The following is a 13,648-nucleotide window of genomic DNA, read 5'->3' on the forward strand; positions in this document are numbered from 1 at the left end:
ACCAAACACTATTCATTCTCTAGGTTATTATTTTTATTTTGGATTTCAGGAGATGACGAAAGTTGGGATAGAAATGCGTTTGAGACTGCCAGATACAGAGACAACCATAAATGTAGATTACCAGTACGATGTAAACAATCAGCAATTAGAACGGTTTATGTGGTACTATGATGATGAGAGTACAGGATATTTTCAGCAATCTCAAATAGAAGCCTTTCTAGTGGAGCATGGAAAGACTGTCGATGAGATTCGCAAGGAAGCAGATAATGTACTCCGTAATAAAGTCCTTAAAGACTGGACCACTATCTACCCTAGTCGTTTTAGCCCAGATAATTGGGGAGAAGTGATAGTTAAGGATATATGGAGAACAGAATAACAAACGGAACGACGAGGTAATAGTTTTATAAAAGCAGCTTGCCATGACAGAGTTCTTAAGAACATTTTATTGTATTCGATAGCTTTGGTCTGCTTTTTTTGGTGTGACGGAAGAAACTCCCTATACTATCACCATCACCAATGTTGATGACCAACCGACGCACTTTGAAGCTCAAGTGGTGGATAGGTAAAATTTCAGCTCTCAAATGAGGGCTTTTTTAGATACAAGTTTCAAAAAAGAAGCAAATATGATATACTAAAGAACGAGTATTCTATTAGAATTGGAACAAATAATATGAAACAAACGATTATTCTTTTATACGGTGGACGTAGTGCAGAGCGTGAAGTCTCTGTTCTTTCAGCTGAGAGTGTGATGCGTGCGGTCAACTACGATCGTTTCACAGTCAAGACTTTCTTCATCAGCCAGTCAGGTGATTTTATTAAAACGCAAGAATTTAGTCATACTCCAGGTCAAGAGGATCGTCTCATGACCAATGAAACCATTGATTGGGATAAGAAAGTTGCACCAAGTGCCATCTACGAAGATGGTGCAGTGGTCTTCCCAGTCCTTCACGGTCCGATGGGAGAGGATGGCTCAGTTCAAGGATTCTTGGAAGTTTTGAAAATGCCTTATGTTGGTTGTAACATATTGTCATCTAGTCTTGCCATGGATAAAATCACGACCAAGCGTGTCTTAGAATCTGTCGGGATTGCCCAGGTTCCTTATGTGGCCATCGTCGAAGGTGATGATGTGACTGCTAAAATTGCCGAAGTTGAAGAAAAATTGACTTATCCAGTCTTCACAAAACCATCAAACATGGGTTCAAGTGTTGGTATTTCTAAGTCTGAAAATCAAGAGGAACTCCGTCAAGCTTTGAAACTTGCCTTCCAATATGACAGCCGTGTCTTGGTAGAGCAAGGGGTAAATGCTCGTGAAATCGAGGTTGGTCTCTTGGGCAACTACGATGTCAAGAGTACGCTACCAGGAGAAGTAGTCAAGGATGTTGCCTTTTATGACTACGATGCCAAATATATTGACAATAAGATTACCATGGATATCCCAGCTAAAATCAGTGATGATGTGGTAGCTGTCATGCGTCAGAATGCAGAAACAGCCTTCCGTGCCATTGGTGGCCTCGGTCTCTCTCGTTGCGATTTCTTCTATACAGAAAAGGGAGAGATTTTCCTAAACGAGCTTAATACCATGCCAGGTTTTACCCAGTGGTCTATGTACCCACTACTTTGGGACAATATGGGAATCAGCTATCCAGACTTAATCGAGCGATTGGTTGATCTTGCCAAGGAAAGTTTTGACAAGCGCGAAGTGCATTTGCTATAAAAATGAAAGAAAGGGTAGAAGCCAGAACCATCACTGCAAGGTGACTAGAGTTCTCGAGTTTCGACCCTTTTTAAAGGAGTAGAAATGAAATTAACAATTCATGAAGTGGCTCAAGTTGTAGGAGCTAAAAATGATATCAGCCTCTTTGAGGACACCCAGTTAGAAAAAGCTGAGTTTGATAGTCGTTTGATTGCTGCAGGGGATTTGTTTGTGCCCCTCAAAGGTGCGCGTGACGGTCATGACTTTATCGAAATAGCCTTTGAAAATGGTGCCGCAGTAACCTTGTCTGAGAAAGAAATCGCAAATCATCCCTACATTTTAGTAGCTGATGTTTTGACGGCCTTTCAAACCCTAGCTGCCTACTATCTTGAAAAAACAGGAGTTGATGTCTTTGCTATTACAGGTTCAAATGGCAAGACAACGACCAAGGATATGTTAGCGCACTTGCTATCAACAAGCTACAAAACTTACAAAACACAAGGTAACTACAATAACGAGATTGGCCTTCCCTACACAGTTTTCCACATGCCAGAAGGAACAGAAAAGTTGGTCTTGGAGATGGGGCAGGATCACTTGGGAGATATTCATCTCTTGTCAGAATTGGCTCATCCAAAAACAGCTATCGTGACCTTGGTTGGAGAAGCCCATTTGGCCTTTTTCAAAGACCGCTCTGAGATTGCTAAAGGAAAAATGCAAATTACAGACGGGATGGCACCTGGTTCCTTGCTTTTAGCGCCAGCTGACTCGATTGTAGAGAACTACTTGCCAACTGATAAAAAGGTAGTTCGTTTTGGGCAAGGGGCAGAGTTGGAAATTACCGACTTGGTTGAGCGTAAGGATAGCTTGACCTTTAAGGCCAATTTCTTGGAGCAAGCCCTTGATTTGCCAGTGACTGGTAAGTACAATGCCACCAATGCTATGATTGCGTCTTATGTTGCCCTACAAGAAGGAGTTTCAGAGGAGCAAATTCGTCAGGCCTTCCAAAATCTTGAATTGACGCGTAACCGTACCGAGTGGAAGAAAGCAGCAAATGGAGCAGATATCCTGTCTGACGTATATAATGCCAATCCAACTGCTATGAAGCTGATTTTAGAGACTTTCTCTGCCATTCCAGCCAATGAAGGTGGCAAGAAAATTGCAGTGTTGGCGGATATGAAGGAGCTTGGTGACCAGTCTATTCAACTCCATAACCAGATGATTTTGAGCCTTTCTCCAGATGTGCTTGATACCGTTATTTTCTATGGAGAAGACATTGCTGAATTAGCCCAATTGGCTAGTCAAATGTTCCCAATCGGCCACGTTTACTACTTCAAGAAAACAGAAGACCAAGACCAATTTGAAGACCTAGTCAAGCAGGTTAAAGAAAGCCTTGGAGTCAATGACCAAATCCTGCTCAAAGGCTCTAACTCTATGAATCTAGCCAAGTTGGTAGAAAGTATAGAAAATGAATGCTAGTGATTTTGCCAAGTATCTTCAAAGAATGATTGCCCTTACAGATACTGGATTAACCTTTACAAAAGATCCTTTCGACCGTGAGCGCTACGAAGACTTGCGAAGTCTGTTATCTGAAATGTTGAATCAGGTATCAGACCTTGATGCAGACGAAGTGGTAGAACTCTTGAAACCGACCTCCGCTTATGCGACTCCTTTAATGGACGTCCGTGCTTGGATAGTTGAGGATGAAAAAATTTGTCTGGTTAGGGGACAAGGAGAGAATGATTGGGCTTTGCCAGGTGGCTTTGGTGAAGTCGGCTATTCTCCAACAGAAAATATTCTCAAGGAAATTGAAGAAGAAACCGGTTTTGAAGCTAAAGTAGAAAGACTACTAGCTGTTTTTGATACAAATCGTTTCCAACTACAGAGCAAGCAATATGCAAAGTTTGTTTTTGAATGTAAGCTTCTTGATGGACAATTCCAAGAAAATCAAGAAATTGCTGACCTTCAATTTTTTGCCATTGACCAACTGCCAGCCTTATCTGAAAAACGCATTACCAAGGAGCAAATAGAGATTCTTTGGCAGGTTTATCAAGGTCAGAGGGAGCAATATCTTGATTAAGAAGATGATTATCGTATTTCTAAATCCATTTTTGACAAATAGCATGGTATAATAAAATGCAGGAAAATTTTGAATCATGAGGAAGACTAGATGAATTTATGGGATATTTTCTTTACGACCCAAGCAACAGAACCACCCAAATTTGACCTTTTTTGGTATGTCAGTATATTTACACTTTTAGCCTTAACTTTTTATACAGCCTATCGCTATCGTGAAAAGAAGGCTTATCAACGATTTTTCCAGAGTTTACAGGCAGTTCAGTTAATCCTCCTTTACGGTTGGTACTGGATCAATCATATGCCGCTATCAGAAAGTTTACCTTTTTACCATTGCCGTATGGCTATGTTTGTGGTGCTTTTGCTTCCTGGTCAGTCTAAATATAGGCAGTATTTTGCATTACTAGGAACATTTGGGACATTAGCAGCCTTTGTTTATCCAGTGCCAGATGCCTATCCTTTCCCACATATTGCGATTTTATCCTTTATATTTGGCCACTTAGCTCTCTTGGGGAACTCTCTAGTTTATCTATTGAGACAGTATAACGCGCGATTGCTGGATGTGAAGGGAATTTTTCTCATGACCTTTGCACTAAATGCCTTGATTTTTGTGGTCAATTTGGTAACTGGTGGAGATTATGGATTCTTGACAAAACCGCCATTGGTTGGAGATCACGGCTTAGTAGCTAATTATTTAATCGTTTCTCTGGCCCTGTCAGCAGCGATTACGTTGACAAAGAAAATCTTGGAACTATTTTTAGAACAAGAAGCAGAAAAAATGATTGCAAAGAAAGCTTAAAATCAAGCTTTCTTTTTTCATAAATCTAATTTTTTATAACTTGTTTGGAAAATACAAAAATATGATGAGCGAATGTAAAAAAATGGTAAGTAAATTTAGGAAAAACTAAGCACGATTGGATTTTTTGTGTTATAATATTCTGTGAATAGCTATGCCCTGTTTTAGCTATATTGAATAGAAGTTTGAAACTTGGAAGAGAGAGGATGCGATGTAATGGCTAGAGATGGTTTTTTTACAGGCTTAGATATCGGAACCAATTCGATTAAGGTGTTGGTTGCCGAGCTTAGAAATGGTGAACTAAATGTAATTGGTGTAAGTAATGCCAAGAGTAAAGGTGTAAAGGATGGGATTATCGTTGATATTGAAGCAGCAGCAACTGCTATCAAGTCAGCTATTTCCCAAGCAGAAGAGAAAGCTGGCATTTCAATCAAATCAGTGAATGTTGGTTTGCCTGGAAATCTTTTGCAAGTAGAACCAACTCAAGGAATGATTCCAGTTACATCTGATACAAAAGAAATTACAGATCAAGATGTTGAAAATGTTGTTAAATCAGCCTTGACAAAGAGTATGACACCAGATCGTGAAGTCATTACTTTTATTCCTGAAGAATTTATCGTAGATGGCTTCCAAGGTATTCGTGACCCGCGTGGCATGATGGGTGTTCGTCTTGAAATGCGTGGTTTGCTTTACACAGGTCCACGTACTATTCTTCACAATTTACGCAAGACAGTTGAGCGCTCAGGTGTTCAGGTTGAAAATATTATTATTTCACCATTGGCTTTGGTTCGTTCAGTCTTGAATGAAGGAGAGCGTGAATTTGGAGCTACGGTGATTGATATGGGAGCAGGTCAAACAACTGTTGCTACAATCCGTAACCAAGAACTCCAGTTTACAAATATTCTTCAAGAAGGTGGAGATTATGTCACAAAAGATATCTCTAAAGTCTTGAAGACTTCACAAAAACTAGCTGAAGGATTGAAATTGAACTATGGTGAAGCCTATCCTTCACTTGCAAGCAATGAAACCTTCCAAGTTGAAGTGATTGGTGAAGTAGAACCTGTAGAAGTTACAGAAAGCTACCTAGCAGAGATTATTTCAGCTCGCATTAAACACATTTTTGAACAAATCAAACAAGAGTTGGAAAGAAGACATTTGTTGGATCTTCCAGGTGGGATTGTTCTGATTGGTGGAAATGCTATTTTACCAGGTATTGTAGAACTTGCACAGGAAGTCTTTGGCGTTGGTGTCAAACTTTACGTTCCAAATCAAGTTGGAATCCGTAATCCTGCCTTCGCTCATGTGATTAGCTTGTCTGAATTTGCTGGTCAATTGACTGAGGTGCATTTATTAGCACAACGAGCAGTTAAGGGTGAGGATACTTTGCGTCACCAACCAATTAATTTTGGTGGGATGATTCAACGCGTTACGCAAGTAGCACAACCTACCCCTATTCAACCAGTTCAAAATACTGAGGTAGAGCAATCAGCTTCTACGAACGTAGTTGCTCCGAAAGAAGATAAAGTATCTTCTCAAAATAAACCAAAAATCGCAGATCGTTTCCGTGGCTTAATCGGAAGCATGTTTGATGAATAAAAGAGGAAAAATAAACTATGACATTTTCATTTGATACAGCAGCAGCTCAAGGTGCAGTTATTAAAGTAATCGGTGTTGGTGGAGGTGGCGGAAACGCCATTAACCGCATGGTTGACGAAGGTGTTGCAGGCGTAGAATTTATCGCAGCAAACACAGATGTACAAGCTTTGAGTAGTACAAAAGCTGAGACTGTAATTCAGTTAGGCCCTAAATTGACTCGTGGTTTGGGTGCTGGCGGTCGACCTGAAGTTGGTCAAAAGGCAGCTGAAGAAAGCGAAGAAGCCTTGACTCAAGCTATTACTGGAGCAGATATGGTCTTCATTACTGCAGGTATGGGAGGTGGCTCTGGTACTGGTGCAGCTCCTGTTATTGCCCGCATTGCTAAAGACTTAGGTGCGCTTACAGTTGGTGTTGTGACACGTCCTTTCGGTTTCGAAGGAAGCAAACGTGGTCAGTACGCTGTAGAAGGAATCAATCAACTTCGTGAGCATGTAGATACTTTATTGATTATTTCAAACAACAACTTACTTGAAATTGTTGATAAGAAAACTCCACTTCTTGAAGCTCTTAGCGAAGCAGATAACGTGCTTCGCCAAGGTGTTCAAGGAATTACGGACTTGATTACAAATCCTGGTTTGATTAACCTTGACTTTGCCGATGTAAAAACAGTTATGGCAAATAAAGGGAACGCCTTAATGGGTATCGGTATCGGTAGTGGTGAAGAACGTGTGGTAGAAGCAGCTCGTAAGGCAATCTACTCACCACTTCTTGAAACAACTATTGATGGTGCTGAGGATGTTATCGTCAACGTTACTGGTGGTCTTGATTTAACCTTGATTGAGGCAGAAGAAGCTTCAGAGATTGTCAACCAAGCAGCGGGTCAAGGAGTGAACATTTGGCTCGGAACATCTATCGATGAAAACATGAAAGATGAAATTCGTGTTACAGTTGTGGCAACTGGTGTTCGTCAAGATCGTGTGGAAAAAGTTGTGGGCCATGCACCAAGACAAGTTGTCCGTCATGAACAAGCAAGTCCTAGTCATGCACACAATCATAATCGTCAGTTTGATATGGCTGAAACTGCAGAAATTCCAAGTCCAGCACCTCGCCGTACAGAAACTTCTCAATCTTCAGCATTTGGTGATTGGGACTTGCGTCGTGAGACAATTGTTCGACCAACTGATTCAGTTGTATCACCAGTTGAACGTTTCGAAGCACCATCTTTACACGATGAGGATGAATTAGACACTCCTCCATTTTTCAAAAATCGTTAAGTAAATGAATTTGAAAGAAAATACAGAACGTGTTTTTCAACAAATAAAAGATGCAAGTCAGCAGGCAGGAAGAGAAGCTAATTCTGTTTCGGTTGTTGCTGTTACAAAATATGTAGACGTACCGACAGCGGAGGCTTTGCTTCCGCTAGGTGTGCATCATATTGGTGAAAATCGTGTAGATAAATTTCTTGAGAAATATGAAGCTTTAAAAGATAGAAATATTACCTGGCATTTGATTGGAACCTTGCAAAGACGCAAGGTCAAAGATGTCATTCAGTATGTTGATTATTTCCACGCTTTGGATTCATTAAAGCTAGCAGAGGAAATTCAAAAAAGAAGTGACAGAGTTGTTAAGTGTTTCTTACAAGTAAATATCTCAAGGGAAGAGAGCAAACATGGTTTTTCAAGGGAAGAACTATTAGAGCTCTTGCCAGAATTGGCCACCTTAGATAAAATTGAATATGTCGGCTTGATGACCATGGCTCCTTTTGAAGCTAGTAGTGATGAGTTGAAAGAAATTTTTAAAGCTACGCAGGATTTGCAACTAGAAATTAGAGAAAAACAAATTCCCAATATGCCAATGACGGACTTGAGTATGGGTATGAGTCGTGACTACAAGGAAGCGATTGAATTTGGCTCAACATTTGTCAGAATTGGTACAGCATTTTTTAAATAGGAAAGAAATATGTCTTTAAAAGATAGATTTGATAAATTTATAGATTATTTTACAGAAGATGGAGAAGATGTTAGTACTGCATATCAGCCTAAAGCTGAAGAGCCGATTGTGACTTCAGTCCCTTCTGTTCAAGAGTTGCCTCAACAAGCTGCTAGCACGCCATCTAAAGATAAAAACATCACTCGTCTTCATGCCCGTCAACAAGAGTTGGCTATGCAAAGTCAACGTTCTACTGATAAGGTGACAATTGATGTTCGTTATCCACGTAAATACGAAGATGCCACAGATATTGTTGATTTATTAGCTGGTAACGAAAGTATTTTGATTGATTTCCAATATATGACAGAAGTTCAAGCACGTCGTTGTTTGGACTATCTGGATGGGGCGCGCCACGTTTTAGCTGGTAACATGAAAAAGGTAGCATCTACTATGTACCTGCTGACACCAGTTGATGTTGTCGTCAATATTGAAGATATCAAAATTCCAGATGAATCACAAAATGGTGAATTTGGCTTTGATATGAAACGTACGAGAGTAAGATAATGATCTTTCTCATTCGTTTTGTTCAAAATGCAGTGGATATCTATTCACTGATTTTAATCGTGTTTGCTCTGATGTCTTGGTTTCCCAATGCTTATGAATCACGTCTTGGACGCTTGATTATTAGTTTAGTGAAACCGATAGTAGCTCCCTTGCAACGTTTACCCCTCCAGATTGCAGGTCTTGATTTGTCTGTCTGGATTGCGGTATTACTAGTTCACTTCTTAGGGGAACAGTTGATTCGACTTTTAGTGATCTTTCTATGAACAAGATGATTTATCAACACTTTTCTAAGAATGATTCGTCTTTTATTGATAAGGGAGTAGAATGGATAAAAAAGGTAGAAGATTCCTATTCTCCTTTTTTAACACCCTTTGTAAATCCCCATCAAGAAAAGATTTTAAAGGTGCTAGCATCAACCAACGGCATCTCCTACATGAGCAGTCGGCAGTTTCTTGAAACTGAATATGTACGGGTTCTCCTGTATCCTGATTATTTTGAGCCAGAATTCTCTGATTTTGAACTTTCCTTGCAAGAAATTGTCTATCCTAATAAGTTTGAGCGGTTAACACATGCAAAAATATTAGGAACTGTTTTAAACAAGCTAGGAATTGATAGGAAGCTATTTGGTGATATCTTAGTCAACGAAGAGAGAGCACAGATTATCATTAATCGACAGTTTATGCTCCTTTTTCAAGACGGCATTACGAAAATTGCTCGGTTACCGGTTCGTCTAGAAGAACGGGATTTTACTGAGAGAATTGCTACAGTAGAAAATTATCAAGAATTAGATATTTGTATTGCTAGTTCTAGATTAGATGGTTTTCTAGCAGGTGTCTTAAAGCTGTCTAGAAATCAGGCAAGTCAGTTAATTGAAAAACAGGCAGTCCAAGTTAATTACCATTTAGTTGAAAAATCAGATTATGCAGTTCAAGTTGGTGATTTGATTAGTGTGAGGAAATTTGGTCGATTGAAACTTGTTAGAGATAATGGGCAAACAAAAAAAGATAAAAAGAAATTAACGGTCCAATTATTATTAAGTAAGTGAGGAATAATATGCCAATTACATCGTTAGAAATCAAAGATAAAACCTTTGGTACAAGATTTAGAGGTTTTGATCCAGAAGAAGTTGAAGAATTTCTTGAAATTATTGTTCGTGATTATGAAGATTTAGTTCGAAGCAATCATGATAAAGAGTTGCATATCAAGAGCTTGGAAGAACGTTTGTCTTACTTTGATGAGATGAAAGATTCTTTGAGTCAATCAGTATTGATTGCTCAAGATACGGCAGAGCGTGTGAAACAAGCTGCTCAAGATCGTTCTAATAATATTATCCAACAGGCAGAGCAAGATGCCCAACGTTTGCTTGAAGAAGCAAAATATAAGGCTAATGAGATTTTGCGTCAAGCTACTGATAATGCTAAGAAAGTTGCTGTTGAGACTGAAGAATTGAAGAACAAAAGCCGTGTCTTCCACCAACGTCTCAAATCTACAATTGAGAGTCAGTTAGCAATTGTTGAATCATCAGATTGGGAAGATATTCTGCGCCCAACAGCTACCTATCTTCAGACAAGTGATGAAGCATTTAAAGAAGTTGTTGGTGAAGTTCTTGGTGAGTCAGTGTATTCACAACCAGAAGAAGAACCAATCGATATGACTCGTCAATTTACACCTGAAGAAATGGCTGAGTTACAAGCTCGAATTGAGGCTGGTAATAGAGAATTAGCTGAATTTGAAGCTCAACAACATCATTATGTGGAAGAACATTTAGAGCCAGTTGAAGTCGAAGGCCCTTCATCGAATGAGGAAGATACAAATAAAGAATCTGTCCTAATCTTATAATGAATAGTGATATGTGAGAACAATATTTTATCCTTATATTTCCAGCGAGCAGGAGATGGTGTGAGTCCTGCATTCCCTAATGATAAGATTATCCTCTCAAAAACTCAAGTCTGAATGAAGTAAGATTTGACGTTTCCCACGTTACGGGATAAGAGGGAGAAAGATTAGATCTTTTTCCGAATAAAGGTGGTACCACGATTTTCGTCCTTTTTGGAAGTCGTGGTTTTAATTTGTTATTATTTATAAAGGAGATACCATGAAACTCAAAGATACCCTTAACCTTGGGAAAACTGAATTCCCAATGCGTGCAGGACTTCCTACCAAAGAGCCAGTTTGGCAAAAGGAATGGGAAGATGCAAAACTTTACCAACGTCGTCAAGAATTGAACCAAGGAAAACCTCATTTCACTTTGCATGATGGCCCTCCATACGCGAACGGAAATATCCACGTTGGACACGCTATGAACAAGATTTCAAAAGATATCATTGTTCGTTCAAAATCAATGTCAGGATTTTATGCTCCTTATATTCCAGGTTGGGATACTCATGGTCTGCCAATCGAGCAAGTTTTGGCAAAACAAGGTGTCAAACGTAAAGAAATGGACTTGGTTGAGTACTTGAAACTTTGCCGTGAATACGCTCTTTCTCAAGTAGATAAACAACGTGAAGACTTTAAACGTTTAGGTGTTTCTGGTGACTGGGAAAATCCATATGTGACTTTGACTCCTGACTATGAAGCAGCTCAAATCCGTGTATTTGGAGAGATGGCTAACAAAGGTTATATCTACCGTGGTGCCAAGCCAGTTTACTGGTCTTGGTCATCTGAGTCTGCCCTTGCTGAAGCAGAGATTGAATACCATGACTTGGTTTCAACTTCCCTTTACTATGCCAACAAGGTAAAAGATGGCAAAGGTATTCTAGATACAGATACTTATATCGTAGTCTGGACAACAACTCCATTTACCATCACAGCTTCTCGTGGTTTGACTGTTGGTGCAGATATTGATTACGTTTTGGTTCAACCTGCTGGTGAAGCTCGTAAGTTTGTGGTGGCTGCAGAATTATTGACTAGCTTGTCTGAGAAGTTTGGCTGGGTTGATGTTCAAGTTTTGGCAACTTACCGTGGTCAAGAATTGAACCACATCGTAACAGAACATCCATGGGATATAGCTGTAGATGAATTGGTTATCCTTGGTGACCACGTTACAACTGACTCTGGTACTGGTATTGTCCATACAGCCCCTGGTTTTGGTGAGGACGACTACAATGTTGGTATTGCTAATGATCTTGAAGTCGCAGTGACTGTTGACGAACGTGGTATCATGATGAAGAATGCTGGTCCTGAGTTTGAAGGTCAATTCTATGAAAAGGTAGTTCCAACTGTTATCGAGAAACTTGGTAACCTCCTTCTTGCCCAAGAAGAAATCTCTCACTCATACCCATTTGACTGGCGTACTAAGAAACCAATCATCTGGCGTGCAGTACCACAATGGTTTGCCTCAGTTTCTAAATTCCGTCAAGAAATCTTGGATGAAATTGAAAAGGTTAAATTCCACTCAGAATGGGGTAAAGTCCGTCTTTACAATATGATCCGCGACCGTGGCGACTGGGTTATCTCTCGTCAACGTGCTTGGGGTGTTCCACTTCCTATCTTCTACTCTGAAGACGGTACAGCGATTATGACTGCTGAAACTATTGAACACGTGGCTCAACTCTTTGAGGAACATGGTTCAAGCATTTGGTGGGAACGTGATGCTAAGGACCTCTTGCCAGAAGGATTTACTCATCCAGGTTCACCAAATGGTGAGTTCAAAAAAGAAACAGATATCATGGACGTTTGGTTTGACTCAGGTTCATCATGGAATGGGGTTGTGGTAAACCGTCCTGAGTTGACTTACCCAGCAGACCTTTATCTTGAAGGTTCTGACCAATACCGTGGTTGGTTCAATTCTTCACTTATCACATCTGTTGCCAATCATGGCGTAGCACCTTACAAACAAATCTTGTCACAAGGTTTTGCCCTTGATGGTAAAGGTGAGAAGATGTCTAAATCTCTTGGAAATACCATTGCCCCAAGTGATGTTGAAAAACAATTTGGTGCAGAAATCTTGCGTCTTTGGGTAACAAGTGTAGACTCAAGCAACGACGTGCGTATCTCTATGGATATCTTGAGCCAAGTCTCTGAAACTTACCGTAAGATCCGTAACACTCTTCGTTTCTTGATTGCCAATACTTCTGACTTTAACCCAGCTCAAGATTCAGTAGCTTATGAAGAACTACGTTCAGTTGATAAGTACATGACTATTCGCTTTAACCAGCTTGTTAAGACCATTCGTGATGCTTATGCAAACTTTGAATTCTTGACAATCTATAAGGCCTTGGTGAACTTTATCAACGTTGACCTGTCAGCCTTCTACCTTGATTTTGCCAAAGATGTTGTTTATATCGAAGGTGCAAAATCACTGGAACGCCGTCAAATGCAGACTGTCTTCTATGACATTCTTGTGAAAATCACCAAACTCTTGACACCAATTCTTCCTCATACAGCAGAGGAAATCTGGTCATACCTTGAGTTTGAAACAGAAGACTTCGTTCAATTGTCAGAATTGCCAGAAGCACAAACTTTTGCTAACCAAGAAGAAATCTTGGATACATGGGCTGCCTTCATGGACTTCCGTGGACAAGCTCAAAAAGCCTTGGAAGAAGCGCGTAATGCCAAAGTTATCGGTAAATCACTTGAAGCACACTTGACAGTTTATCCAAACGAAGTGGTGAAAACTCTACTCGAAGCAGTAAACAGTAATGTAGCTCAACTTTTGATCGTGTCTGAATTGACCATCGCAGAAGGACCAGCTCCAGAAGCTGCTGTTAGCTTCGAAGATGTGGCCTTCACAGTAGAACGCGCTGCAGGTGATGTATGTGACCGTTGCCGTCGTATCGACCCAACGACAGCAGAACGAAGCTACCACGCAGTCATCTGTGACCACTGTGCAAGCATCGTAGAAGAAAACTTTGCGGACGCAGTCGCAGAAGGATTTGAAGAGAAATAATCGAATTATAGATTAAAAAAGTTTTCTGTGTGTGTATTTTAGTTTGATATAAAAGAAAATATTAAACAAAATTAATGTATAATATTAATTTTTAATGAAAAGGAAATAT

At 39.9% G+C, this 13,648-nt stretch carries 13 protein-coding genes and 1 other annotated feature; all 13 genes read left to right on the plus strand.

The genetic code is table 11. The features are described 5' to 3' along the window. Positions 1-376, plus strand: a 376-nt coding sequence (locus LG372_RS09350) for a TipC family immunity protein (protein ID WP_225742674.1), incomplete at its 5' end; no start/stop codon positions are given. A gap of 294 nt (positions 377-670) precedes the next feature. Then, positions 671-1,714, plus strand: a complete 1,044-nt coding sequence (locus LG372_RS09355; RefSeq protein ID WP_225742675.1) for a D-alanine--D-alanine ligase — start codon at positions 671-673, stop codon at positions 1,712-1,714. A gap of 84 nt (positions 1,715-1,798) precedes the next feature. Then, positions 1,799-3,169, plus strand: coding sequence for a UDP-N-acetylmuramoyl-tripeptide--D-alanyl-D-alanine ligase (locus LG372_RS09360; protein WP_225742676.1), 1,371 nt, complete (start codon positions 1,799-1,801; stop codon positions 3,167-3,169). Further along, a complete protein-coding gene (locus tag LG372_RS09365; RefSeq protein WP_115904067.1) occupies positions 3,159-3,770 on the plus strand; it encodes an NUDIX hydrolase N-terminal domain-containing protein in 612 nt (203 codons plus the stop codon). Before LG372_RS09360 ends, LG372_RS09365 begins: the two co-directional genes overlap by 11 nt. A 90-nt stretch (positions 3,771-3,860) precedes the next feature. Next, positions 3,861-4,565, plus strand: coding sequence for a TIGR02206 family membrane protein (locus LG372_RS09370; protein WP_115904069.1), 705 nt, complete (start codon positions 3,861-3,863; stop codon positions 4,563-4,565). A 213-nt stretch (positions 4,566-4,778) separates the two neighbouring features. After that, positions 4,779-6,158: a cell division protein FtsA gene (gene ftsA / locus LG372_RS09375; protein WP_033688313.1), complete on the plus strand. Its 1,380-nt coding sequence runs from the start codon at positions 4,779-4,781 to the stop codon at positions 6,156-6,158. A 17-nt stretch (positions 6,159-6,175) separates the two neighbouring features. Then, entirely contained in the window at positions 6,176-7,432 is a 1,257-nt protein-coding gene (gene ftsZ, locus LG372_RS09380) for a cell division protein FtsZ (RefSeq protein ID WP_000144257.1), read from the plus strand. Positions 7,433-7,436: 4 nt separating this feature from the next. Beyond that, entirely contained in the window at positions 7,437-8,108 is a 672-nt protein-coding gene (locus LG372_RS09385) for a YggS family pyridoxal phosphate-dependent enzyme (RefSeq protein WP_001049393.1), read from the plus strand. Positions 8,109-8,117: 9 nt separating this feature from the next. Beyond that, positions 8,118-8,651 carry a cell division protein SepF gene (locus tag LG372_RS09390; RefSeq protein WP_225742677.1) on the plus strand — a complete coding sequence of 178 codons (534 nt, stop codon included), beginning with the start codon at positions 8,118-8,120 and terminating at the stop codon, positions 8,649-8,651. Further along, positions 8,651-8,914 (plus strand): YggT family protein, encoded by a 264-nt coding sequence (locus tag LG372_RS09395; protein WP_000576496.1) that lies wholly within the window; start codon positions 8,651-8,653, stop codon positions 8,912-8,914. Before LG372_RS09390 ends, LG372_RS09395 begins: the two co-directional genes overlap by 1 nt. Beyond that, the gene (locus LG372_RS09400) at positions 8,911-9,696 is read left to right on the plus strand and encodes an RNA-binding protein (protein WP_225742678.1); all 786 of its coding nucleotides are present in this window, start codon (positions 8,911-8,913) and stop codon (positions 9,694-9,696) included. Before LG372_RS09395 ends, LG372_RS09400 begins: the two co-directional genes overlap by 4 nt. An 8-nt stretch (positions 9,697-9,704) precedes the next feature. Continuing rightward, on the plus strand, positions 9,705-10,490 hold the full coding sequence (locus tag LG372_RS09405) for a DivIVA domain-containing protein (protein ID WP_049487346.1): 786 nt from the start codon (positions 9,705-9,707) through the stop codon (positions 10,488-10,490). Continuing rightward, positions 10,491-10,702: a binding site (T-box leader), on the plus strand. It abuts the gene before it with no gap. A 44-nt stretch (positions 10,703-10,746) separates the two neighbouring features. Next, entirely contained in the window at positions 10,747-13,539 is a 2,793-nt protein-coding gene (gene ileS / locus LG372_RS09410) for an isoleucine--tRNA ligase (protein WP_225742679.1), read from the plus strand. Positions 13,540-13,648: the final 109 nt, after the last annotated feature.

This window comes from Streptococcus sp. Marseille-Q5112, from assembly GCF_916700555.1.
GTDB lineage: Bacteria > Bacillota > Bacilli > Lactobacillales > Streptococcaceae > Streptococcus > Streptococcus symci.